The 23,578-nt window shown below is 63.9% G+C and carries 26 protein-coding genes and 1 tRNA gene; 12 read left to right on the forward strand and 15 right to left on the reverse strand.

All coding sequences use genetic code 11. The annotated features are described in order from the left end of the window. Positions 1–157: 157 nt before the first annotated feature. From AC0L3U_RS01465 to AC0L3U_RS01475, 3 genes are read left to right on the forward strand one after another with little or no spacing between them, the layout of a single operon-like run. Entirely contained in the window at positions 158–1,180 is a 1,023-nt protein-coding gene (locus tag AC0L3U_RS01465) for a TRAP transporter substrate-binding protein (protein ID WP_247286133.1), read from the forward strand. Beyond that, positions 1,177–1,731 (forward strand): TRAP transporter small permease, encoded by a 555-nt coding sequence (locus AC0L3U_RS01470; protein WP_473294159.1) that lies wholly within the window; start codon positions 1,177–1,179, stop codon positions 1,729–1,731. The genes AC0L3U_RS01465 and AC0L3U_RS01470 overlap by 4 nt, the downstream gene beginning before the upstream one ends. Further along, the gene (locus AC0L3U_RS01475; RefSeq protein ID WP_473346103.1) at positions 1,728–3,086 is read left to right on the forward strand and encodes a TRAP transporter large permease; all 1,359 of its coding nucleotides are present in this window, start codon (positions 1,728–1,730) and stop codon (positions 3,084–3,086) included. The genes AC0L3U_RS01470 and AC0L3U_RS01475 overlap by 4 nt, the downstream gene beginning before the upstream one ends. 119 nt (positions 3,087–3,205) lie before the next feature. Here AC0L3U_RS01475 and AC0L3U_RS01480 read toward each other — a convergent pair whose 3' ends face one another. Then, a complete protein-coding gene (locus AC0L3U_RS01480; RefSeq protein WP_473360412.1) occupies positions 3,206–3,898 on the reverse strand; it encodes a GntR family transcriptional regulator in 693 nt (230 codons plus the stop codon). 204 nt (positions 3,899–4,102) lie between these two features. Between AC0L3U_RS01480 and AC0L3U_RS01485 the strand changes: the two genes are divergently transcribed. The 4 genes from AC0L3U_RS01485 to AC0L3U_RS01500 all read left to right on the forward strand — a co-directional run bounded on the left by AC0L3U_RS01485 (position 4,103) and on the right by AC0L3U_RS01500 (position 7,984). Further along, complete coding sequence (locus AC0L3U_RS01485) at positions 4,103–4,711, forward strand: TRAP transporter small permease (protein WP_473360508.1); 609 nt, start codon at positions 4,103–4,105, stop codon at positions 4,709–4,711. Further along, a complete protein-coding gene (locus AC0L3U_RS01490; protein ID WP_473360413.1) occupies positions 4,711–5,976 on the forward strand; it encodes a TRAP transporter large permease in 1,266 nt (421 codons plus the stop codon). The genes AC0L3U_RS01485 and AC0L3U_RS01490 overlap by 1 nt, the downstream gene beginning before the upstream one ends. Positions 5,977–6,000: 24 nt before the next feature. Further along, positions 6,001–6,984: a TRAP transporter substrate-binding protein gene (locus tag AC0L3U_RS01495; protein ID WP_473360414.1), complete on the forward strand. Its 984-nt coding sequence runs from the start codon at positions 6,001–6,003 to the stop codon at positions 6,982–6,984. Positions 6,985–7,057: 73 nt separating this feature from the next. Beyond that, entirely contained in the window at positions 7,058–7,984 is a 927-nt protein-coding gene (locus AC0L3U_RS01500; RefSeq protein ID WP_473360415.1) for a dihydrodipicolinate synthase family protein, read from the forward strand. 113 nt (positions 7,985–8,097) lie between these two features. Here the strand turns inward: AC0L3U_RS01500 and AC0L3U_RS01505 are convergent, their stop codons facing one another. The 4 genes from AC0L3U_RS01505 to AC0L3U_RS01520 are packed head-to-tail and all read right to left on the reverse strand — an operon-like array spanning position 8,098 to position 13,775. After that, positions 8,098–9,009, reverse strand: coding sequence for a hydroxymethylglutaryl-CoA lyase (locus tag AC0L3U_RS01505; protein WP_473360416.1), 912 nt, complete (start codon positions 9,007–9,009; stop codon positions 8,098–8,100). 1 nt (position 9,010) lies between these two features. Continuing rightward, complete coding sequence (locus AC0L3U_RS01510) at positions 9,011–11,014, reverse strand: acetyl/propionyl/methylcrotonyl-CoA carboxylase subunit alpha (protein ID WP_473360417.1); 2,004 nt, start codon at positions 11,012–11,014, stop codon at positions 9,011–9,013. A gap of 4 nt (positions 11,015–11,018) precedes the next feature. Continuing rightward, entirely contained in the window at positions 11,019–12,623 is a 1,605-nt protein-coding gene (locus tag AC0L3U_RS01515; RefSeq protein WP_027517803.1) for a carboxyl transferase domain-containing protein, read from the reverse strand. A gap of 24 nt (positions 12,624–12,647) precedes the next feature. Continuing rightward, positions 12,648–13,775, reverse strand: a complete 1,128-nt coding sequence (locus tag AC0L3U_RS01520) for an isovaleryl-CoA dehydrogenase (protein WP_473360509.1) — start codon at positions 13,773–13,775, stop codon at positions 12,648–12,650. A 157-nt stretch (positions 13,776–13,932) separates the two neighbouring features. Here AC0L3U_RS01520 and AC0L3U_RS01525 point away from each other — a divergent pair, with 157 nt between their 5' ends. After that, on the forward strand, positions 13,933–14,961 hold the full coding sequence (locus tag AC0L3U_RS01525) for an AraC family transcriptional regulator (RefSeq protein WP_473360418.1): 1,029 nt from the start codon (positions 13,933–13,935) through the stop codon (positions 14,959–14,961). Between the two features lie 73 nt (positions 14,962–15,034). Here AC0L3U_RS01525 and AC0L3U_RS01530 read toward each other — a convergent pair whose 3' ends face one another. From AC0L3U_RS01530 to AC0L3U_RS01540, 3 genes are all read right to left on the reverse strand, one after another. After that, a complete protein-coding gene (locus AC0L3U_RS01530; protein ID WP_027569935.1) occupies positions 15,035–15,334 on the reverse strand; it encodes a DUF3551 domain-containing protein in 300 nt (99 codons plus the stop codon). Positions 15,335–15,542: 208 nt separating this feature from the next. Next, positions 15,543–16,028 carry an Lrp/AsnC family transcriptional regulator gene (locus AC0L3U_RS01535; protein WP_456769635.1) on the reverse strand — a complete coding sequence of 162 codons (486 nt, stop codon included), beginning with the start codon at positions 16,026–16,028 and terminating at the stop codon, positions 15,543–15,545. A gap of 261 nt (positions 16,029–16,289) precedes the next feature. Next, positions 16,290–16,595: an ETC complex I subunit gene (locus AC0L3U_RS01540; protein WP_007591346.1), complete on the reverse strand. Its 306-nt coding sequence runs from the start codon at positions 16,593–16,595 to the stop codon at positions 16,290–16,292. Between the two features lie 259 nt (positions 16,596–16,854). Here AC0L3U_RS01540 and AC0L3U_RS01545 point away from each other — a divergent pair, with 259 nt between their 5' ends. Further along, positions 16,855–18,024, forward strand: coding sequence for an OpgC domain-containing protein (locus tag AC0L3U_RS01545; RefSeq protein WP_456764429.1), 1,170 nt, complete (start codon positions 16,855–16,857; stop codon positions 18,022–18,024). 41 nt (positions 18,025–18,065) lie between these two features. Here AC0L3U_RS01545 and AC0L3U_RS01550 read toward each other — a convergent pair whose 3' ends face one another. The 5 genes from AC0L3U_RS01550 to AC0L3U_RS01570 all read right to left on the reverse strand — a co-directional run bounded on the left by AC0L3U_RS01550 (position 18,066) and on the right by AC0L3U_RS01570 (position 21,461). After that, positions 18,066–18,260, reverse strand: a complete 195-nt coding sequence (locus AC0L3U_RS01550) for a hypothetical protein (RefSeq protein ID WP_007591350.1) — start codon at positions 18,258–18,260, stop codon at positions 18,066–18,068. 822 nt (positions 18,261–19,082) lie between these two features. Then, positions 19,083–19,159: transfer RNA gene (locus tag AC0L3U_RS01555), tRNA-Pro, on the reverse strand. 112 nt (positions 19,160–19,271) lie between these two features. Then, a complete protein-coding gene (locus AC0L3U_RS01560) occupies positions 19,272–19,757 on the reverse strand; it encodes a DUF192 domain-containing protein (protein WP_456764431.1) in 486 nt (161 codons plus the stop codon). Between the two features lie 111 nt (positions 19,758–19,868). Continuing rightward, positions 19,869–20,501: a cold-shock protein gene (locus AC0L3U_RS01565; protein WP_018457757.1), complete on the reverse strand. Its 633-nt coding sequence runs from the start codon at positions 20,499–20,501 to the stop codon at positions 19,869–19,871. 198 nt (positions 20,502–20,699) lie between these two features. After that, a complete protein-coding gene (locus AC0L3U_RS01570; protein ID WP_473360419.1) occupies positions 20,700–21,461 on the reverse strand; it encodes an SIR2 family NAD-dependent protein deacylase in 762 nt (253 codons plus the stop codon). A gap of 307 nt (positions 21,462–21,768) precedes the next feature. Here AC0L3U_RS01570 and AC0L3U_RS01575 point away from each other — a divergent pair, with 307 nt between their 5' ends. Beyond that, the gene (locus AC0L3U_RS01575) at positions 21,769–21,933 is read left to right on the forward strand and encodes a hypothetical protein (protein ID WP_007610153.1); all 165 of its coding nucleotides are present in this window, start codon (positions 21,769–21,771) and stop codon (positions 21,931–21,933) included. Between the two features lie 67 nt (positions 21,934–22,000). On the opposite strand, the gene AC0L3U_RS01580 is transcribed toward AC0L3U_RS01575, so the two are convergent. After that, positions 22,001–22,294 carry a hypothetical protein gene (locus tag AC0L3U_RS01580; RefSeq protein WP_247398192.1) on the reverse strand — a complete coding sequence of 98 codons (294 nt, stop codon included), beginning with the start codon at positions 22,292–22,294 and terminating at the stop codon, positions 22,001–22,003. Positions 22,295–22,575: 281 nt separating this feature from the next. On the opposite strand from AC0L3U_RS01580, the gene AC0L3U_RS01585 reads away from it, so the two are divergent. After that, positions 22,576–22,806 carry a hypothetical protein gene (locus AC0L3U_RS01585; RefSeq protein WP_473360420.1) on the forward strand — a complete coding sequence of 77 codons (231 nt, stop codon included), beginning with the start codon at positions 22,576–22,578 and terminating at the stop codon, positions 22,804–22,806. A 77-nt stretch (positions 22,807–22,883) separates the two neighbouring features. Beyond that, a complete protein-coding gene (locus AC0L3U_RS01590; protein ID WP_106943514.1) occupies positions 22,884–23,009 on the forward strand; it encodes a hypothetical protein in 126 nt (41 codons plus the stop codon). On the opposite strand, the gene AC0L3U_RS01595 is transcribed toward AC0L3U_RS01590, so the two are convergent. Continuing rightward, positions 23,006–23,203, reverse strand: coding sequence for a hypothetical protein (locus tag AC0L3U_RS01595; protein ID WP_473360421.1), 198 nt, complete (start codon positions 23,201–23,203; stop codon positions 23,006–23,008). The genes AC0L3U_RS01590 and AC0L3U_RS01595 overlap by 4 nt on opposite strands. Between the last annotated feature and the right edge of the window lie 375 nt (positions 23,204–23,578).

Here is a 23,578-nt window from a genome sequence, read left to right on the forward strand (position 1 = left end):
ATCAGACTAGAGAACATTGTCTAAAAGACCCGCTAGGATGAGCCTCAATGCGGTCTCGAAGACCAGCCCAAGATCACGGCAAACAAGAACCCTCCAAAGAACCGTCCAAGAAACCGTCCAAGAAACCGTCCAAGAAACCGTCCAAGGGAATCACGCCATGCTCACGCGCCGCCACCTGATCGCGACCGCCGTCGCCGCACCCGCCATTCTCCGTTTCGGCACCGGCACCGCGCATGCCGCGACCACGCTGAAGATCTCGCATCAATTCCCCGGCGGCACCGTCGACAAGGGCGATTTCCGCGACCGGCTCTGCCGCATGTTCGCCGCCGAAGTCGCCAAGCGCAGCAACGGCGACATCGCCGCCGAAATCTATCCGAACTCCTCCCTGATCAAGACCAACGCGCAGTTCTCCGCGATGCGCAAGGGCGCGCTCGACATCAGCCTCTACCCGATGCCCTATGCCGGCGGCGAATTGCCGGAAACCAATATCGGCCTGATGCCGGGCCTCGTCACCACCTACGACCAGGGCATGCGCTGGAAGAAGGAGCCGGTCGGCAAGGCGCTGACCGACTTCCTCGCCGACAAGGGCATCATCCTGCTCAGCTGGGTGTGGCAGGCCGGCGGCGTCGCCAGCCGCTCCAAGCCGATCGTGGCCCCCGAAGATGCCAAGGGTCTCAAGGTGCGCGGCGGCTCTCGCGAGATGGACATGGTGCTGCAGACCGCCGGCGCCTCGGTGCTGTCGGTGCCCTCGAACGAAATCTACGCAGCGATGCAGACGGGTGCCTGCGATGCCGGCATCACCTCCTCGACCAGCCTGATCTCGTTCCGCCTCGAAGAGGTCGCGAAATCGCTGACCTCGGGCGCAGGCGCGTCCTACTGGTTCATGCTCGAGCCGCTGATGATGTCGAAGGCGATCTTCGACAAGCTGCCGAAAAACCAGCAGGACGTCCTGCTCGCAGTCGGCACCGAGCTCGAAGCCTTCGGCCGCAAGGGCGCGCAGGACGACGACGTCGAGGTCGCCAAGGTCTACGAAAAGGCCGGCGCCAAGGTCTCGGTGCTCGATGCCGCGACCGTCGGCAAGTGGCGTGACATCGCCCGCGACACCGCCTGGAAGGACTACGGCGCCAAGACCGCGACCTCGGCCAACCTGCTCAAGCTCGCGACCGACGTCGCCGCATGAGCCACGGTCCGCTTCCGGATCGTGACGACCAGGCAAACGCTGCCGCAAGCACCGGCCTTGCGGCGGCGATCGATCGCGGTCTCGCCATCCTCAACAACATCATCGTCGTGTTCGCCGCGATTGCGCTGATCGCCGCCTGCGCCATCCTGAGCTATAGCGTGCTGAGCCGCGCCTTGTTCAAGGCTGCCAATTACTGGCAGGACGAGGCCGCGGTGTTCCTGCTGGTCGGCGCGACTTTCATGACGGCCGCCTACGTGCAGCAGAACCGCGGTCACATCGGCATCGAGGCCTTCGTCGGCCTGCTCTCGCCGCTGGCGAACCGGATCAGGCTCTGGCTGGTCGACGCCGTGACGCTTCTGTTCTGCGCTTTCTTCGCCTGGAAGTCCTGGACGCTGGCGCATGAAGCCTATGTCGACGGCCAAGTCTCGAACTCGATGTGGTCGCCGCCGCTGGCCATCCCCTATTCGCTGATGGCGTTCGGCATGAGCCTGCTCTGCGTCCAGATCCTCGTGCAGCTTGCGCTGCCTTTCGCTGGAGCCAGGCGTTCATGAGCGTTTTCGGTATCGGCCTCGCCTACGGGATCGCGACGTTGGTCGTGATGTTTTCGGGCATGCCGATTGCGTTCGCGCTCGGCGCGGTCGCGGTCGTGTTCATGGGCATCTACATGCCCGCCGCCTCTCTCGATACGGTGACGCAGAACGTCTACGAGGAAATGGCCTCGATCACGCTGCTGTCGATCCCGCTCTTCATCCTGAAGGGCGCCGCGATCGGCAAGTCGCGCGCGGGCCAGGATCTCTACTCGGCTCTGCACGCCTGGCTGCACCGCGTCCCCGGCGGCCTCGGGGTCGCCAACGTGTTCGCCTGCGCGCTGTTTGCGGCGATGGCGGGCTCCTCTCCCGCGACCTGCTCGGCAATCGGCTCGGCCGGCATCCCCGAGATGCGCAAGCGCGGCTATTCCGGCGGTTTTGCCGCCGGCATCATCGCCGCCGGCGGCACGCTCGGCATTCTGCTGCCGCCGTCGATCACCATGATCCTGTTTGCCGTCGCCGCCGAAAAATCACTGGGACGGCTGTTCCTCGCCGGCATCGGACCCGGCCTGCTGCTGGTCTCGCTGTTCGGCATCTACGCCGTGATCCGCTTCCGCCAGGAATATGCCGCGGCCGAAGCGATCTACAAGAACGGCGGCCCGGAAGCTGCGATCCTCGCCCGTGACGAATACACGCTCGCGGAACGCTTCAGCGTGCTGCCCCGCGTGATCCCCTTCGTGCTGCTGCTCACCGGCGTCATGATCGCGCTCTATGGCGGCTACGCCACGCCGTCGGAGACTGCCGGCCTCGGCGGCCTCTTGGCGCTGGCATTGATCGCAGCGATCTACAGCGTATGGCGGCCGAGCGACCTCGCCCCGATCCTGAAATCGACGATCCGGGAATCGACCATGCTGATGATGATCATCGGCATGTCGCTGCTCTACTCCTACGTGATGAGCTATCTCCACATCTCGCAATCGGCCGCTGAATCCGTCGTCGCGATGCACCTGCCGCGCTGGGGCCTCTTGTTCGCGATCCTCGTCATGGTCGTCGTGCTCGGCTTCTTCCTGCCGCCGGTCTCGATCATTCTCATGACCGCGCCGATCATCCTGCCGCCACTCCGCGCAGCGAACTTCGATATCATCTGGTTCGGCGTCGTCATGACCATCGTGATGGAGATGGGGTTGATCCATCCACCCGTCGGCCTCAACATCTTCGTCATCCGCAACGTCGCGCCGGATATTCCCCTGCGCGAGGTGATCTGGGGCACCTTGCCGTTCGTGCTCTTGATGATGCTCGCGGTGCTGCTGCTGTGCTTTGTGCCGGGCATCTCGACCGCGCTGCCGGACCTGGTGATGGGGCCGGACGGGAGCAGGTAGCGGCAAGCGCAATTGCTGTAGGGTGGGCAAAGGCGCGCAGCGCCGTGCCCACCATCTCTCCTTGATTCCGCGAAAAGTGGTGGGCACGCTTCGCTTTGCCCACCCTACCAGCGCGTCGATTACGACTCGCTCTTCCGCCGCCCCTTCGGCGCGATCGTGCTGCCACCGACCACCTGCAACAGATCCTTACGCACGGCTTCGATGTGCCGCTCCAAAAACCGGCAGGCTTCCTCGACCTTCTGCGCGCGACAGAGCGCGATCAGATGGGCGTGCTCCTTCTCGGCGGTCCCCATCGCCTTGGTGTTGGAGAGCTGAAGGCGCGTGTAGCGGTCGCTGGTCTGGAGCAGTGACAGCACGATCGCGCGGGTGCGTGGCTGCGGGGCATGCATATAAAGCGCCAGATGGAAGTCGGCGTTGAGCTGGCCCCAGTCGCTGACATTCTTGGCCTTGATGGCCTTCTCGAATTGCCTGTGGATGTCATCGAGCGCGTCGAAATCGTCCGCGGAGAAATGCGGCGCCGACTGCGCCAGGAGGCGCGGCTCCAGGATGCGGCGCAGGTCGAATACGTCGTTGATCTCCTCCAGCGACAGCTCGGAGACGATGGCGCCCTTCTGCGGCACGATCCGCACCAGCCCCTCGGCCTCGAGCTGGAACAGCGCCTCGCGCACCGGAATGCGGCTGACGCCATAGGTCTCACCAAGCGCATCCTGCCGCAGCTGCGATCCGGCCGGATAGCTGCCGTCGAGGATCGCCTGCCGGAGCTGGTCGACGATCGCAGCCGACAGGGTGCGATGCTTCAGAGGCACTTTCATCCGATCTTCCGTCCCTCTCCGACTCGGCCGGCCGGAACGGTCCCTGTCTTGCATGTTGAGGTCATCTCGTCCCCGCAAAAAGTGCGGGCACGCCTTCGACGCAGCCCGCAATTCCATTTGACAGCTAAAATGTATAAATTATACATTCGGCTATCGCACGACAAATCTTGCGGGCAATGGGGCCTCTTCATGATCGAGCAGACGATGCCGGCTACGCGCGCGTTCAGCGTTCGACGCATGGTCGTCCGCGCTTCCAGCGCCCTGCTCGCCGTCGAGCGCATCGCATTGATGGGCCTGATGTACCTGCTCACCGGCCTGATCCTGGTCAACGTCGTCACCCGCTACTCGCATTTCCCGATCTACTGGATCGACGAGTCCGCGGTCTATTGCGTGGTCTGGCTGACATTCGTCGGCGCCTCCGCGATGACGCGGCTGCGGCTCGATTTCGCGGTGACGATGCTGACGGAACGTCTTTCGCTCCGCGCCCAGAAGATCGCGAAGGTGATCTCGACCGGCCTCGTCGTGGTGTTCGGCCTCGCGCTGATCGTCACCTGCGTGCTCTGGATGGACCCGATTGGCCTCGCCCGCGCCGGCTTCGACGGCCGCAAGCTCGCGGCCAACACCTTCAATTTCCTCTACACGGAGCATACCCAGACGCTGAACTGGCCGACCTGGGTGCTCTATCTGACGCTGCCGATTTTCGCGGTCTCGATGACCGTGCACGGCCTCGCCAATCTGCTGGAAGATCTCGAGCTGGTCCCGCGCACGGCGCCGAAGGGCTTTGCGCTCTCCGAGCTCGACGGGGTCAACTGATGATCACGTCGGCAGCCTTCCTCGCCATCATGCTGGTCGGCGTGCCGATCGGCCTCTGCCTGTGCCTTGCGGGCCTCGTCTACATCGCGGCGTCCGGCAATCCGGTGCTGTTCCAGTCCTATCCTCTCCAGCTGTTCGGCGGCGTCGACAGCTACGGCTTGATCGCCATCCCGCTCTTTATCCTGATCGGCGAGATCATGAACGGCGGCGGCATCACGCGGCGCATCGTCGACATGGCGATGGCCTTCGTCGGCTCGCTCAAGGGCGGGCTCGCCTACGTCAACATCCTCGCCAACATGTTCATCTCCTCGATCCTGGGATCTGCGACCGCACAGGTTGCGATCATGGCCCAGATCATGGTCCCGGAGATGGAGAAGAAGGGCTACGATAAGACGTTTGCAGCGGGACTGACCGCCTATGGCGGCATGCTCGGTCCGATCATTCCGCCGTCAGTGATGTTCGTGGTCTACAGCGTGCTCGCGCAGGTCTCGGTCAGCGACATGCTGATCGCCGGCATCGTGCCCGGCGTCATCCTCACGGTGATGTTCTGCGTCGTCATCGCGCTGATGGGATACGTCTACAACTATCCGCGGGCGGACTATCAGACGCCGCGCCAGCGCGTCATGACGATCCTGCGGACCTCGCCGACGCTGCTGATCCCGATCGTCATCGTCGGCACCATCTTGGGCGGCCTCGCCAACGCGACGGAATCCGCCGCTGTGGGCGCGGTCGCCGCGGCCCTGGTCGGAAAATACTGGACCAGGGAATTCGAATTCTCGCAGCTGCCGCAGATGATGCTGCGAAGCGCGATCTATTCGGCAATCGTGCTGTTCCTGGTGGCCGCCGCGGCGGTGTTCTCCTGGGTGCTGATCTTCGGCAAGGTGCCGCAGGAAACCGCGGCCTGGATCCAGACGGCCGCCAAGGACCCGATTAGCTTCATGCTGATCTGCAACGTCATCCTGCTGGTGATCGGCACGGTGATCGACGGCATTCCCGGCCTGATCATGACGGTGCCGATCCTGCTGCCGGTCGCAACCGACGTCTATCACATCGATCCCAGGCATTTCGGCGTCGTGGTGGTGATCAACCTCGTGCTCGGCCTGCTGTCGCCGCCGGTCGGGCTCTGCTTCTTCGTCGCGGCCGCCGTCACCGGCGCCAAGCCCGGCAAGATGTTCATGGTGACGCTGCCCTTCTTCGTCATCTCCTGCGTCCTGCTGGTGCTGCTCTCGCTCTATCCGTCGCTCTCGCTGATCCTCATCAAATAGGCCCGTCCAAAAGGAAGCCCGAACATGCCGCTTTCACGCCGCCGCTTTCTCGCAGCCAGCGCCGCCGCATCGGTGTTTGCGCCGTCGTTGGCGCTCGCCCAGGCCAAGGAATTCCGTCTCGGCCTGATCACGCCGAACGGCCATTCCTGGAACAAGGCTGCGCTCAAATTCGGTGAAGATCTCAAGGCGGCTACCAACGGCCGCCTGACCCTGACCGTGTTTCACTCCGGCCAACTCGGCAACGAGCCCGCGATGATGCAACAGTTGCAGTCCGGCGCCCTCGACATGGGCTTCATCCAGGCCGCAGAGCTCGGCTCGCGCGTGCCGCATATCGCCGCGATCAACGCGCCCTACATCGTCCGCTCGACGCCCGCGGTCGCGAAATTCGTGCGGCATCCGGCGGCGGTGAAGCTGTTCGAGGTGCTGCCGCAGGAGACCGGAACGATCGGGCTCGGCTGGGGAATCACCGGCATGCGCGCGGTCTTCTCCTCCAAGGATCTGAACTCGCTCGCCGATATCAAGGGCATGAAGCTGCGCATCAATCCGACGCCGGTCTATCGCGATTTCTATTCCTCGCTCGGCGCCGCGCCAACGCCGATCCCGACGCCGCAGGTATTCGATGCGATGGCCAACGGTCAGGTCGACGGCCTCGAGGCGGACCTCGAATTCTCCTGGAACCAGCGCTTCGACAAGGTGTCGAAGGTGATCCTGCAGATGAACGCCGTCTTCATGCCGATGGCCGCAGTGGTCTCGGGCCGGGTCTGGCAGTCGCTCCCCGCCGCCGACCGCGAGCTGATCGCCAAGACCGTCAAGTCGACGCTGGATGCGCAGATCGACGAGTTGGTCTCCAACGAGCCCGCACTGATCGAGAATTTCCGCAACGCCCCGATCCCGATCCGCCAGGTGCCGGCCGGCGATACCGAAGCTGTCATTGCCGAGTTCGACAAGATCTGGCTGCCCAAGGCACCTGTCCTCGCCGAGCTGCGCAAGGTCGGCGCCACGCTCTGATCTCACCCGCCATTCCGTTCAAAACACCCGGCGGATCCAGCCCCCGCCGGCAAAATCCACTCGGAGTAAAACCATGAGCCGCCGTGTTTCCTGGGAAGGCGTCTTCCCGGCCGTCACCACGCAATTCCACGACGATCTCTCGCTCGACATCGACGCGACCGCAAAGGTGATGGACGGGCTGATCCGTGACGGCGTCTCCGGCCTGATCGTCTGCGGCTCAGTCGGCGAGAACACGTCGCTGGAGCGCAAGGAGAAGGTCGCGATCATGGAGACGGCGAAGTCCGTCGCGGCTGGCCGTGTGCCCGTGCTGTGCGGTATCGCCGAATTCACCACGGCCTTCGCCGTTGAAACTGCGAAAGAGGCCGCGCGCGTCGGCATCGACGGCGTGATGGTGATGCCGGCCCTGGTCTATTCGTCCAAGCCGCACGAGACCGCCGCGCATTTCCGCGCCGTCGCCACCGCGACGGACCTGCCGGTGATGCTCTACAACAATCCGCCGATCTACAAGAACGACGTCACCCCCGACATCCTGGCCACGCTCGCCGATGTCGAGACCGTCGTCTGCTTCAAGGATTCCTCCGGCGACACAAGGCGCTTCATCGACACCAGGAACATGGTCGGCGATCGCTTCGTGCTGTTCGCCGGCCTCGACGACGTCATCGTCGAGAGCATCGCCATGGGCGCTGTGGGGTGGGTCTCCGGCATGTCCAACGCCTTCCCGCGCGAAGGCGAGACGCTGTTTCGCCTGGCCAAGGCAGGACGCCTTGCCGAGGCGATGCCACTCTACGAATGGTTCATGCCGCTCTTGCATCTCGATGCGCGCCCGGACCTCGTCCAGTGCATCAAGCTGTGCGAGCACATCATGGGCCGCGGCACCGCGCTGACCCGCCCGCCCCGCCTGGCTCTGCTGCCGCAGGAGAAGGCCGAGGTCGAGGCGATGATGGCCAAGGCACTCAGGAGCCGGCCGCGCCTGCCGGATGTCGGGCTGAAGGCAGCCTGATCCCACGCAAGCTCTCTCCGTCGTCATTGCGAGGAGCCCTTGCGACGAAGCAATCCAGACTTTTCCCGCAGAGGGACTCTGGATTGCTTCGCTGCGCTCGCAATGACGGAGAACTAGGAGCTGGCGCGCCTCTTCTTCGCGTTCAGCGCGGATGCCACACGGCTGACAGGCGGCTTGCCCAGCAGACCGCTGATCTCGTTCGTCGCTGCCAATAGCTTCGCCATGTCGACGCCTGTTCTGATTCCCATACCCTCGAGCATATAGACGACGTCCTCGGTCGCGACATTGCCGGTCGCGCCCGGCGCGTAGGGACAACCGCCGAGGCCGCCGGCGGCGGCGTCGATGACGCGGACGCCCTGCTCCATCCCCGCATAGAGATTGGCGAGCGCCTGGCCGTAGGTGTCGTGGAAATGCATCGCGAGATTGGCGGGAGGGATGTTGGCGCTGACCGCCCGCAGCATCTCTTTGGCTTTGGCCGGCGTGCCGACGCCGATGGTGTCGCCGAGCGAGATCTCGTAGCAGCCGAGATCCCACAGCGTGCTGGCGAGATCGGCCACCGCCTTCGGCTTGATCTCGCCGTCGAACGGACAACCGAGCACGCAGGAGATGTAGCCGCGCACCTTGAGACCATCGGCCTTGGCGCGCGCCAGCACCGGCTTGAACCGTTCGATGGACTCCGCGACCGTGCAATTAATGTTGGCCCGCGAAAAGCCCTCGGAGGCCGCGGCGAACACCGAGACGATCTTGGCGCCAGCCGCGCGCGCGGCGTCATAGCCCTTCTCGTTTGGCACCAGCACGTGGAATTCGGCGCCGGTCAGGTGGGCAACGCCGCGCAGCACGGCGTCCGAGCTCGCCATCTGCGGGATCGCCTTGGGCGAGACGAAGGCGCCGACTTCGACCGTATTGAGGCCGGCCGCGACCAGCGCCTCGATGAAGGCGATCCGGGCCGCGACGCTGACCGCCGTCTTCTCGTTCTGCAGGCCGTCGCGTGGCCCCATTTCGATGATGCGGACCTGATCGCTCATCTCATTCTCCGGAAGGCTCGACCACGGCGAGCTCGACGCCCTCCTGGACGATGTCGCCGACCTTGCATTTGATGGACTTCAGCACGCCGGCATACGGCGCGCGCAGCGTCTGCTCCATCTTCATCACTTCCAGCGTCAGGATCGGCGCGCCCTTCTCGAGCTTGGCACCCTCCTCCGCCAGCACCGCGACGACGGTACCCGGCAAGGGCGCCGCGATCTTGTCCGCGCCGGCCTGCTCCTCGGTCTCGCCACCGAACGGATCGACCCAATGCAGGTCGAATCGCCCGTTGCGCGTGCGCAAATACAGCTCATGGCCGTCGATCACGGCCGCGACCGACGTTTTGACGCCGTCGAGCGTCAGATCGAAGCCGCCGTCCTTCACCACGATCGTGAACGCCAGCTCGCGCTCGCCGATCACCAGCGTGGACGGTCCGCTGCCGTAGTTGAGCGTGATCTTTTGCTCCGGTCCATGGCCGACGCGGAACGCAAAGCCGCGCTGGCGGCGGCCGACCGGTTGCCAGCCAAAGGTTTGCCAAGGCGAATTCGCTTCCGCCTGCGCGGCCTGCCGCTCGTTGTTGATCACGGCGGCCACCGCGGCACACAGCTCGAGCTCGCCCGGCGCCGGCGTGGCCTGCGTCAGCACCGCCAGCTCGCGTTCGATAAAGCCGGTATCGATCGCGTTCGCTCGCACCTTAGGATGCGTCATCAGCGCCGACAGGAACGGGATGTTGGTGCCGATCCCACGGACGTCGGACTCTTCCAGCCCGCGGTTCAGCCGCTCGATCGCGACATCCCGCGTCGGCGCCCAGGCGATCATCTTCGCTAGCATCGCATCATAGTACGGCGAGACGGCATCGCCCTCGCGATAGCCCGCGTCGATGCGTAGCCCCCCCGTTTCAGCGGGCAGACGCCAGGTGGATATCTTGCCCACCGACGGCATGAAGTTCTTGGTCGGGTTCTCCGCATAGACCCGCGCCTCCACGGCGTGGCCGTGAAGCTTGATCTCGTTCTGCTTCAGCGGCAGCGCTTCGCCGAAGGCGACGCGCAACTGCCACTCGACCAGGTCGATGCCGGTGATCAGCTCGGTCACGGGATGCTCGACCTGAAGGCGCGTGTTCATCTCGATGAAGAACACGTCCTTGCCATCGGAGACGAACTCGATGGTGCCAGCGCCGACATAGTTCACCGCGCCCGCTGCTTTTCGCGCGGCGGCACAGACCGTCTCGCGCTGGGCCGCATTGAGCGTCGGCGACGGCGCCTCCTCGATCACCTTCTGGTGGCGGCGCTGCAGTGTGCATTCGCGCTCGAACAGCGACAGCAGATTGCCGTGGCTGTCGCCGATCACCTGCACCTCGATATGCCGGGGATTGTCGACATATTTCTCGATCAGCATGCGGTCGTCGCCGAACGCGGCTTTTGCTTCCCGCTTCGCGCTGACAATCGCAGGCGCGAGTTCATCCGCCGAGCGAACGATGCGCATACCGCGGCCGCCGCCGCCGGCGGATGCCTTCACCAGAATGGGGAAACCGACCTTCTCGGCGGCCTTCGCAAGTGTCGCATCGTCCTGGGCCTCGCCGTGATAGCCGGGCACCAGCGGTACGCCGGCCTTTTCCATCAGCGCCTTGGAGCCGGACTTCGAGCCCATCGCGGTCATCATCGCCGCGGTCGGGCCGACGAAGACCAGGCCAGCGTCGAAACACGCCTGTGCGAATTCGGCATTCTCCGACAGGAAGCCATAGCCGGGATGTATCGCCTCCGCGCCGGTCTTGCGCGCGGCTTCGATCAGCCGCTCGACGTTGAGGTAGCTGTCGCGGGCACGTGCGGGGCCGAGCAGCACGGCCTCGTCGGCGAGCGCGACATGCATCGCGTCACGGTCCGCCTCGGAATAGACTGCGACCGTGCGCAGGCCCATGGCGCGCGCGGTGCGGATGACGCGGCAGGCGATCTCGCCACGGTTGGCGATCAGGAGGGTGCGAAAACGGCGGTAGAGCTTTGAGCGGTCCATCGCATCACATCCTGAACAGGCCGAATTTCGTCGGCTCGATCGGCGCATTCGACGCCGCCGAGAGTCCGAGGCCGAGCACCAGCCTTGTATCGGCCGGGTCGATCACGCCGTCGTCCCAGAGCCGCGCGGTCGCGTAATACGGGTGCCCCTGGCTCTCATATTGCGCGCGGATCGGCTCGCGGAATTTATCCTCGTCTTCTTTCGACCAGCTGTCGCCCTTGGCCTCGATATTGTCGCGGCGGACCTGGCTCAGCACCATCGAGGCCTGCTCGCCGCCCATCACCGAGATGCGCGCGTTCGGCCACATCCACAGGAAGCGTGGTGAGTAGGCGCGTCCGCACATACCGTAATTGCCGGCGCCGTAGGACCCGCCGATCACCACGGTGAATTTCGGCACAGAGGCGGTCGCCACCGCCGTCACCAGCTTGGCGCCATCACGCGCGATGCCGCCGGCTTCGTATTTCTTGCCGACCATGAAGCCCGTGATGTTCTGCAGGAACACCAGCGGAATGCCGCGCTGGCAGCACAGCTCGATGAAATGCGCCCCCTTCAGCGAGCTCTCGCTGAACAAGATGCCGTTGTTGGCGATGATGCCGACCGGAAAACCCCAGATGTGGGCGAAGCCGCACACCAGCGTCGTGCCGTAGAGCTTCTTGAACTCGTCGAACTCGGAACCATCAACGACGCGCGCAATGATGTCGCGCACGTCGAACGGCTTGCGCCCGTCGACGGGCACCACGCCGTAGATCTCCTCCGCCGCGAACAAGGGATCACGCGGCGGATGCATGTTGAGGTTCGGTCGCACGGATGGCTTCAGCGTGCCGACGATGCGGCGGGCGATGCCGATCGCGTGGGCGTCGTTTTGGGCGTAATGATCGGTCACGCCCGATTGCCGCGAATGCACGTCGGCGCCACCGAGCTCCTCTGCGGTCACCACTTCGCCCGTCGCCGCCTTCACCAGCGGCGGCCCGCCGAGAAAGATCGTGCCTTGATTGCGCACGATGATGCTCTCATCCGACATCGCGGGGACATAGGCGCCGCCGGCGGTGCAGGAGCCCATCACGATGGCGATCTGCGGGATTCCTTGCGAGGACATCTGGGCCTGGTTGTAGAAGATGCGGCCAAAGTGACGCTCGTCCGGAAAGATCTCGTCCTGCAGCGGCAGGAAGGCGCCGCCGGAATCGACCATGTAGACGCAGGGAAGATTGTTCTGCCGCGCCACGTCCTGCGCGCGCAGATGCTTCTTCACGGTCATGGGATAATAGGTGCCGCCCTTGATGGTGGCGTCGTTGGCGACGATCACGCATTCGCGGCCCGCGATGCGCCCGACCCCGGTGACGACGCTCGCCGAATGCACGTCGCCGCCATAGAGGCCATAGGCCGCGAGCGGCGACAGCTCCATGAAGGCGGTGCCGGGATCGACCAAGAGGTCGACGCGCTCGCGCGCCAGCATCTTGCCGCGTGAGGTGTGGCGGTTGCGCGAGACCTCACCGCCGCCGCCGGCGACCTGGCTCAGCTTTTCGCGCAGATCCGCGACGAGGGTGCGCATGGCCTCGGAATTGCGCGCAAAGTCCGACGAAGACGTATCGATGCTGGAATGGAGCGGCATGTTGATTCCAATTGCGTGAAGGTTTTAAGCCGTCTCAGCCATCAATTCGCGACCGATCAGCATGCGCCGGACCTCCGAGGTGCCGGCGCCGATCTCGTAGAGCTTTGCATCGCGCCACAGGCGTCCGACCGGAAATTCGGAGGTGTAGCCGACCCCGCCCAGCGCCTGAATCGCCTCACCCGCCATCCACGTCGCCTTCTCGGCGGAATAGAGGATCGCAGCGGCGGCGTCCTTGCGCAAGCTGCGCGCGTGATCGGCGCGGTCGCAGGCACGCCCCACGGCATAGACATAGGCGCGCGTGGCCTGCCAGGTCGCGTACATGTCGGCAAGCTTGCCCTGCATGAGCTGGAAGTCGCCGATCGGCTGCCCGAACTGCTTGCGCTCGTGCATGTAGGGCACCACCGCGTCCATGCAGGCCGCCATGATCCCGAGCGGACCGCCCGAAAGGACCGTGCGCTCATAGTCGAGGCCGGACATCAGCACCCTGACGCCCTCGCCGACCTTGCCGAGCACGTTCTCCTCCGGCACCTCGCATTCGTCGAAGAACAGCGGATAGGTGTTGGAGCCGCGCATGCCGAGCTTGTCCAGATGCTGGCCGTGGGTGAAGCCCTCGGCCCCCTTCTCGACCAGGAAGGCGGTCATGCCGCGCGGGCCCGCTTCCGGATCGGTCTTGGCATAGACCACCAGCACGTCGGCATCGCCGCCATTGGTGATCCACATCTTCGAGCCGTTGAGCACGTAACGGTCGCCGCGCTTGTCGGCGCGCAGCTTCATCGAGACGACGTCCGAGCCGGCGCCGGGCTCGGACATCGCGAGCGCGCCGACAAACTCGCCGGAGATCAGCTTTGGCAGATAGCGCTCGCGCTGCGCATCATTGCCGTTGCGGCGGATCTGGTTGACGCAGAGGTTGGAGTGCGCGCCGTAGGAGAGCCCGACCGCGGCCGAGCCGCGCGAAATCTCCTCCATCGCGACGATGTGGGCGAGATAGCCCATGTTGGAGCCGCCATATTGCTCCGGCGCGGTCATGCCAAGAAGGCCGAGGTCGCCGAAGCGCTTCCAGAGGTCCGCCGGGAATAGATTGGCTTTCTCGATCTCGGCGGCACGCGGGGCGATCTCCGCCTCCACGAAGGCGCGCAGCGTGTCGCGCAACATGCTGATGTCTTCGCCCAGATCGAAATCGATGCTCGGGATATTCAAGGCGATTCCTCCCTCTTTTGGGGACCGAACCTAGCGGCATCGGGGCCCTTCTGCGGTCGAAAAGGTTGCATTTTCCGCCAAACTTGGCGAGGATTTTCCCAGAGGATGTCCGATGCCTTTTCAAGTCGCAACCGCGATCCCGCGCCGTGCCGTGACCCCGGCCGCCTTCGTCCGCGGCGTCGTTGCCGCTTACGAACGCTACGGCCGCGATCCAACCGAGGCACTGATCCGGGGTCAAGTAACGCCAGACCTTGTCAATTCTCCGGAAGGGCGGGTCACGGCCGGCCAGTTCGAGGCGCTGGCGGGCCACGCCATGCGCGAGCTCGACGACGAGGCGCTCGGCTGGTTCTCGCGGCGGCTGTCCTTCGGCACCTACGGCATGCTGTGCCGCGCCTCGATCACCGCCCCGACGTTGGAGGTCGCGCTCAAGCGCTGGTGCCGGCACCATCGCCTGCTCACCGAGGACGTGCTGCTCGATCTCGCGGTCGGGGAGGAAACCGCGGTTGTGTCCATCCGCGAACAGCGCGACCTCGGACCTCTGCGCGAATTCTGCCTGGTCACCCTGCTCCGCTATGTCCTGGGCTTTTCCTGCTGGGCTGTGGATTCCAGGATCGCGCTCCGCGCAGCGGAATTTCCGCACCCCCAGCCCGGCCATGTCTCGGTCTATCCGACCATTTTTTGCCGAAACATTCGCTTCGATGCGGACCGTGCTTCCATCACCTTCGACAAGCATTACCTGTCGCTGCCGCTCACCCGCAGCGCGGCGGACCTCGACAACATGCTCAAGGGCGCGCTGCGGCTGACCGTGCTGCCCTATCGGCGCGACCGGCTCCTGGTCGAGCGCGTTCGCCGCGTGCTCCGCAATGCGCGCGGACGCAGTCTCGGAGCCGAGGATGTCGCAAGCGAGCTGGCACTCTCCACCCGCACCATGCATCGGCGCCTGCGCGATGAAGCGACCTCGCTGCGCGACCTCAAGGAAGAGGCGAAATTCGAGCTCGCGAAGCAGGAGCTGATGCGTGGTCGTAACCCGATCAAGCGGATCGCCGAGATCGCGGGCTTCCGCAACGAGAAGAGCTTTTCCCGCGCCTTCCGCACCTGGGCCGGCGCCTCACCGCGCGAGTTTCGCGGCAGGTATCGCTGACGCGCGGGCTGTCATGCTGTTGCGGCCTCCCAGATCCAACTCGGAGGCCGCAACATTTCGAAACCGGTCTCGATCAGTTCGAGTTGGTCTGCCCACCCGGGCGAAGCTTGGTGCGCGACTGCGTCTGCTTCGGCTGGAAGGCAAGCGCGTCGGTCGAAGTCTTCGCGCCGCCGCTCTGCGAGCACGAGCCGCCGATCCCGCCGGCCGCGGCCCGGCAGGCCTCCATCGTCGGATAGCCGCAGCCGTGTGCGGCCTGGGCGCCATTGGTAATGCAGTAGTCTTCTGCCTGGGCAGCCGGCGCGGTCATCATGAGAAACGCAGATGCAAACAGCGTCGCAGCGGATGCGACGAACGTCTTCGAGGTCGGGGTCATGTTGTCTTTTCCTGCTTCAGGGTCCCACAAAAGAGGCCTCGGCATGCGACGCAGGCTGAGGTTCACAGCTCGCATGTAGGCTGGCGCCAGGAACCGGCAATCACGGCTCGGCGCATTGCAGAACTTCCCAAATCACATGTCACAGTTAGGTGAGTTACTTAGCTTCTTATCCGTCTTATCCGAACGCCTTGGCCCCGTCCCCGCCGAACTATCCTGCCGCCACGATCTCCTGCAACGGCAGCGGCACGTCCTTCGCCACGCCCAACACCGGGAAGCTGCGGACGTTCTTCACGTTCGGCATCGCTGCGAAATGCAGGAGCTGCTGGCGCATGCTCTCGACGCTCGGCGCCACGCATTTGAGGAGATAGTCGGTGTCGCCCGAAATCCGCCAGCACTGCTGGATGCGCGGGATTGCGGCGATCGAGCTCTCGAACGCCGCCAGCACCGGCTGGGCCTGGCTGCCGAGCTGGATCGAGACGAACGACACCACCTCGTAGCCGAGCAGCCGCTCGTCGATGACGGCGCGCACCGCCCGGATCACGCCGCGGCTGAACAGCGATTTCAGCCGCCTCACGCAGTTGGGCCCGGACACCCCGACGCGCAGCGCCAGCTCGTTGTTGCGAACCCGCCCGTCCTGCTGCAATTCGGAGAGTATCTTCAGATCGACGCCGTCGAGCTGGTCACGCCCCGCCATAGCCCACCTCGTCATGGTCGTCTCATGCGAGGCAGCGAAGCACGGGGCGGAATGGCTGCCAAGGGCAGGACCATGGGAAGAACCGGCGTGATTGACCGAGCTTGTCCCGGCCGTCCGCGGCTTTTCACGCGGAGGCTAAAACGTAGATGCCCGGGACCCGGCTCCGCCAAGGCTTCGCCGGGCATTCGGTGTTGGGCCGGCGAAGCTTCAGCGAAGACGGCAAGCCCGGGCACGACGAGAGTCTCGAAGCGTGGCCCGCTTTCAATGCGTCCAGGGCTCGCCGCGGCGGAACGAGAAATTGTCCGCATAGGCGACCGGGCGGCGCACCGATTCCTTCGGCTCGATCACCTGGTAGGCGATGCCCTTGCGCTCGCAATAGGCGACCGCCTCTTCCTTGCTGTGGAAGTGCAGCGTGATCTGCTGCTTCATGTCGCCGGACGAGGTCCAGCCCATCAGCGGCTCGACCGCGCGCGGCTGCTCGGGCTCATAGTCGAGCTGCCATTCCTTGGTCTTGGACCGGCCGGATTGCATCGCGTTCTTGGCGGGCTTGAAAATGCGTGCGGTCATGGATGGTCCGGGCCTCTTGTTCGTCTTTTCGTTCGATTTCGATGCGTCACGGTAGCAGTTGGTGGAAACCGCGGGCATAGTATAGAGACACCTTTTGGGAACTGATCGGTGATTCCGGCCCCCGGGATGGCTCGCCGATGGGTATAATCATTATGCTGCATCGTGACAATTGCGTACCCGCCTTCCGCGCCGGGGTCTCGCCCGGCGGCCCTGCTTCGTTGACATCTCCCTGTCCGTCCCCTCCGAAAGCTCCCGTCGCATGTCCTTCCTGAACATCAACGCCACGCTCCCCGAGAAGGGCCGTGACCTCAGGCTCGACCTGTTTCGCGGCATTGCGAACTGGGCGATCTTCCTCGACCATATCCCCGACAACGTGGTGAACTGGATCACCACCCGCAATTACGGCTTTTCCGACGCCGCCGATCTGTTCGTCTTCATCTCCGGCTACACCGCCTCCTTCGTCTATGCGCGGATGATGCTCGAGCGCGGCTTCCTGGTCGGCGCCACGAGGCTGACCAAGCGGGTCTGGCAGCTCTACGTCGCCCACATCATCCTGTTCGTGATCTACATCGCCTCGATCAGCTATCTGGCGTTGCGCTTCGGCGATTCCGAGATGATCAACGAGTTCAACGTCGCCGGCCTGGTCGACAACGCCACCGAGACGCTGCGCCAGGGCCTGTTCCTGCGCTTCAAGCCACTCAATCTCGACGTGCTGCCACTCTATATCGTGTTGATGGGACTGTTTCCGCCGGTGCTCTGGTTCATGCTGCGCAAGCCGGACCTGACGATGGCACTGTCCATCGTGCTGTGGCTGACGGCGCGCCATTTCGGTTTGAACCTGAACGCCTATCCGGCCGGACAGTGGTACTTCAACCCGTATGCCTGGCAGGTGCTGTTCGTGTTCGGCGCCTGGTGCGCCCTGGGCGGCGCGCGGCGCTCGATGGCGCTGATCAATGCGCCGGTCACGCTCTGGCTCTGTCTCGGTTACATGCTGTTCGCGCTGGTCATGACCATGGCTGGTCGTTTCCCAACCATCGGCGGCATGTTCCCGGAATGGCTATTCTCGGCGTTCAACCCGAACGACAAGACCAACCTCGCGCCCTACCGCTTCATCCATTTCGTCGTGATCGTGATCCTGGTGATCCGCTTCGTGCCGAAGGACTGGCCGGGCCTGGAATGGAAAGGGTTCGACCCCATCATCGTGTGCGGCCAGCAGTCGCTCGCCGTGTTCTGCGTCGGCGTATTCCTGTCCTTCGTCGGTCATTTCGAGCTGTCGATGAGCTCGGGCTCGCTGTTCGCGCAGATCTTCGTCAGCGTCGCCGGCATCGCGATCATGACGACGGTGGCCTATTACATCTCCTGGTCGAAGAAGCAGGACAAGCCGCTGAAGCCGCCGCCGCCCAAGCCTGCGGCCGCAAAGGCCGCTTGAAGGGCAGCAGCGATACCGCGCCGGATCCCAGCGACGCCGCGTCAGGCCGCCGCTTCGCTGTCGTACTCGGTGAACTTCTTGTAGATCCAGTCACGGCCGTCGTGGCGGCGCCAGACCTTGCCGTAAACCAGCTGCCCGTTGATCGAGCGGCGCGGCACGAACACGGTCCAGAGGTGCCAGATCTCGGTCCAGCTCGCCTGCGGACCGATGGTTCGGACGTTGCGATCGAAAGACATGATGCAGTACTCACGGGATACGAGCGCTGCGACGAACTGTGATGCCGTGTGAGCACGAATTTCAGGCAGCCATCGCAAGCCGGATCGATCTGATAACAGTCACGAAGGCGGCCGCAACAACCGCTCGCCCTTAACCTAACCGATCAACCTTACTTCCTGTGAGCGCGCGGTAAGACCGGTTGAAAGCGGTCGCCGATTTTCCTAGACTGTGTGTGATTTGAGAATGAGCGCGTCGTTTTGAGGACGCGCGGTTATTTCCAGGCTGACGCGAATTTTTGAAAACGATTGACGGGCGGGGGCCACCACGATGAATTTGCAATGTGCATGTCTGCGCCTGGCGCTGCGATCGACGCCGCCTGCTCTGCCGGCGAAGACGCCGGAGCAAGAGTCCCGGAAAGCCGCCAACGACAATCAGCTGGCCTGGCCGTTCCTGCCGTTTCCGTTCGGCTGGTACGCGACGAACTGATAGTCGGAAAAGCGTAACGCCGCGCAAGCGGAATATCATCGCTTGGCGGCGTCCGTTAGGCATTGGGCGCTGAAATCCCCCAACACCTATATGTCTAGGGCGACGCCTAAAGGTTCGACAAAGTTTTACGATTTCCCCGCCGTCCGACCCGCCCAATGCCTTGAAAAATCGCGCAGAAGTCGCGTTGCGCGGGGAATGAGCGCCGAGGGTTTAGGAAGGCTTTGGCAGCTGCGGGCGTCGGCACGGAACGCGCCGTGTCGGCTTGGCCGGGATCGCCATGCTCGGCTGGAGCTGCGCTCGCCTAGCGCCTCGCCGATTGGCTGTTGTCTGAGGCGCGGTTCTGCCCACCTCGGGACTGGTCGGGGCAGCTGGATTCGAACCAACGACCTGCAGTACCCAAAACTGCCGCGCTACCAGGCTGCGCTATACCCCGAGTGTCCGGCGAGCCCCGTCGATACACGCTTCCCAAAGCGCCAGCAAGCCTTCCAAAGGCACCAGCAAGCTTCCCAAGAGACCGCCAGGACGGGGCAATAAGCCCCTTCCGCCTACTTGCTGCCGAACAGCGGGTGGCCGACGCGATCACCGGGGCGGATGCCGTATTTTTGCGCCGTTCCCGCCACCACCTCCAGAACAGCCCGCGCTGGCCCCTGGGACGAGATGATCCTGGTCGACAGCGGCTTGGTGTTCTCGGCGATGCGCAGGATGCGACCGTCGGCACGGATGAAGATCATGTCGAGCGAGACATAGGTGTTCTCCATCCACATCGACACCTCCTGCTCGGGATTGAAGTCGAACAGCATGCCTTTGCCGTCCGCCAGTTCTTTGCGGTACATCAGGCCGGTATGCTTCTCCTCCTCGGTGGTTGCCATTTCCACCAAGAACACCTGCACGCCGTTCCTGGTGACGATCTCGAGCGGCTGGAAGCTGGCGGCGCGGACGGGCGCGCTCGCAACGGCACAGCTGGCGATGACGAGGATGGCGGCAAGCCAGCCCTTCGCAACGGCGAAGACGGCCTTTCGATCGAAATTCATGGATGGCTCTCGAGGCGTGGGACTGGACCAGTCCTTACGTGGCGGTCGCCGGAAAAGCCAGAGGCGCGCCGGCCAGCCAGCGCGCCTCTGCTCACGATCGCGGGAATGGAGTTAGTGGGACGAGACCGGCGATCCCGTCTCGGGATGGATCTCGGCCGCCATCATGCCCTTGGAGCCGGGTCCGAAGCGGACCAGGACATACTGGCCGGGCCGCAACTCGGTCATGCCGAAGCGGCGCAGCGTCTCCATGTGCACGAAGATGTCGGGCGTGCCCTCGCCGCAGGTCAGGAAGCCGAAACCGCGCAGCCGGTTGAACCATTTGACCTGGGCCCGTTCCAGCCCGCTGGTCGCCGTGACCGTGACATGAGTGCGCGGCGGCAGCATCTGCGCCGGATGGATCGCAGTCGACTCGTCCATCGAGACGACGCGAAACGCCTGATAGCCCTTGGCGCGCTGGATGCACTCGACGACGATGCGGGCGCCCTCGTAGGCGGTCTGGAAGCCGTCGCGCCTAAGCACGGTAACGTGCAGGAGCACGTCGGGCCAGCCATTGTCGGGAACGATGAAGCCGTAGCCCTTTGAGGCGTCGAACCATTTGATGACGCCATGAACCTCGACGAGGTTGGCGCTGCTCTCACCAAGTCCGGTGAATGGACTGAGAGCGCTGTCGCGACCGCCACCGCCGTGTTCACCCACCGCGGGAACTCCGACCTTCTTGGACTCAAATCCGTCGGACGACCCCATAACCCCGGACCCCACACATGCCATGCAACCCGCCTGAATGGCGGCGCCGAATCACGCGTCTTTAGAGAATCTTCTCAACTCGACGCGACGCGAATCTTTCGACTCAAAAGATAACACTCCCGGTTGCGAGGCATAGACAAAAAAGAGATTCGGCGGAACCTATGAACAGCTTGCACAGCCGCGAATCAAATTGCTGCCTCAATTGCCGACAAAGGGTCCGAGCGTTTCGCCGATGTCGTGGCGGATCACGAGGTCGGCGATGTCGTCCTGCTCGGTGGGCTCGCGATTGACGATCACCAGACGTGCGCCTGATCTCTTCGCCATCATCGGAAAGCCCGCGGCCGGCCATACCACCAGCGAGGAACCGATCGCGATGAAGAGGTCGCAGTCTTGCGACAGTGCGGTCGCGCGCTGCATCTCGTCCTCGGGCATCATCTGGCCGAAGGAGATCGTGGCGGTCTTCACCGGCTCGTCGCACACCGTACAGTTGGGCGCGGCGCCCTCCTCGTCGAAGCGGCGCTTCACCCAATCAAGCGGATAGGCCTGCCCACATCCGATGCAGCGCGCATACGTGGTGTTGCCGTGAAGTTCGATGACGTGGTCGCTCGCGACGCCGGAGGCCTGGTGCAGATTGTCGATGTTCTGGGTGATGATCGCGGGAACCTTGCCCGCACGGTAGAGCGAGGCGAGCGCGCGATGGCCGCGGCCGGGCCTGGCCGCCGCAAAGACCTCCTCCATCGCGAAGCGCCGGCGCCAGGATTCGTCGCGCGCCTCCTGGCTGGCGACGAACTCGTCGAATGGGATCGGACGGTTGCGCGTCCAAATTCCGCCCGGCGAGCGGAAGTCGGGGATGCCGCACTCGGTCGAGATGCCGGCGCCGGTGAACGGCACGATCCGTTTGGCTTCGGCGATCATGTCGCCGAGACGCTCGACGCCGCTGCGAAGATCCGATGCAATCAACGCGGCCTCCCGTTTTGCTTTGCCGACTGGTTTGGCCGATTGGTTCTGCCGATCGGTTCTGCTGATTTGTTTTTGCGCTAGCTGCAACATGCGCAAGCGACAAGATTGTTGACGCGGTTATCCACTGCGGCGCACGACGTGGTCGGCAATTTTTTCCGACCCTCGCTTATCACAATCCTGCAATGTCTCCTCCCCATTGACGCCCCAATCAGAAGCGCCAATGCATGTGTTGACGCGACTCAACGTGATTGCGGCGGCAGTGCTTGAGTTCAGTAGGACACATACTCACGTGCAGAGGGGATTTGAAATGACCGAGGACGAACAACGTAAAATCCGCGAACGCGAAGAGATCGCCGCCCGTGTCGCCGCCTTCCGTGCCACCCAGGAAAAATTCAAGCGCGAGCGTGACGAGTATTTCGTGTCGACGCTCGACAACGCGCGCAAGGTGGAGCGGCCCTCGCTCTGGCCGTAACGACACCGGATCACCGAGCATGAAAAAAGCCCGGAGCGTTGCTCCGGGCTTTTCATTTGGTCAGCCGTTACCAGTGACGGTAATAATGGTGGCGGCGGTAATACGGTCCATCGCCGTAATAGGCGTACGGACCGGGGCCGTAAGCATAGGCGGGGCCGCCATAGTAGCCATACCCCGGGCCGTAGCCGTAGCCATAAGGATGGGACGCGGCGACGGCGCCCGCGGTGATGGCGCCGGCGGCGAGGCCGAATGCGAGGCCCGGACCGATGCCGCGGCCGCGCGCCTCGGCAGGCGCAGGCGCCGCGACCGCGGTCACGCCGACGGCCGCAACGGTAGCCAGAACTGCCAGTGTCTTCCTCATCATGAATCTCCTCCTTCGTATCTCGCATAGACAACGCCGGCGCGTTACGATGGTTGCGCGCAAGGCTGTGGAACCGAGCTCGGATTAATTCCGCCACGCATGGAACAGCCGCGCGTTCCGCGAATTGTTTGTCCAAGTGCGGACGCCTCCGCCATCCGGTTGAGGCAACAGCACGAAGACCCCGTCAGCATCACCAATGCTGGCGGGGTTTTCAGTTTGACGGACGGCAAATTGGCAACGCAGCCCAATTGCTGCCAGCGGGGAGCGCCTAGGAGGATAAAGTGCCGATATCCAAATTGCTCGCCCGTATCCGCAGGCTGGTTCCCAGATCCGGCGATCAGCATTACGACGAGATCGTCCGCAGTTTCGGTATCGGCACGCTGCGCCCGCCGCCGACGCCAATGAGCGACGGCGAGTTGGCGCGGGCCATTGCCGAGTTCCTTAAGGAACAGCCGTCGAGCGAGTCCGTAGGCGCCCTCGGCCGGCGGCTCGACCCCACCACCCCGCTTTGAGGCGCCAGTCCGTCTTGTCCGGGAACATGCGCTTCGCGCGCACGTTGCCGTAGCCTTCAAGGAGAAAAGAGGCCGACATGCCCGTTTGGCTCGAAGTCCTGCTCAACCTGTCCGGTTATGCCGGTTTCGTGGCGCTCGCCTCACATGGCACCGCGTGTCCAGGGAATTGCGCCGACCATCAGATCTCCGGCGACGACCGTTAATTCGTGTGCGGTGGCTGGCCCGCCGTGCGCATCAGCCTGTCGGCCTTGACCGCGACAGGCGTGTCCTCGAGCTGTGGCCGCAGCGAGATGCTGATCACCACGAAAGCCAGGCAAAAAAGCGTGCCGACGATGGCGACGCGCCGGTAGGTGTGGCGGTCGCCCTGATAAAAGCTCGGTTCTGAAAAAGGTGTCATGAATTCGTTCTTGGCAAAATTGCTTGTTGGCCAAAGTCGCTTGTTGGCAAAGTCGTTTCCAGACGTCGCCAGACACACCTATCCCAAGCAGCGGCAAGCGCAACGCGATTGGACTTTTAACCTAACCGAATAGGGTTATCGGCTTCGCGGCAAGCTTCCGTTAGGAGTTCGCGAAGCGTCTCCAGAACTCAGCGAGCCGCTTCAAGCTCGCGCGAAAGCCGAGGCTGCGGAGCTTGTGGCGATCCGCCGTTCGGCTTTGTTCCAGCTTCACCTGCCTTTCGTTCTCGAAGAACGAATCGGAATCGCAGAAATCGGCGCGAAGCAAGTCTTAACACTTCGTTTGTGCGCAAACGATCGCATAATCGCCAACGATCG

This window comes from Bradyrhizobium sp. Kon69 (assembly GCF_055807515.1).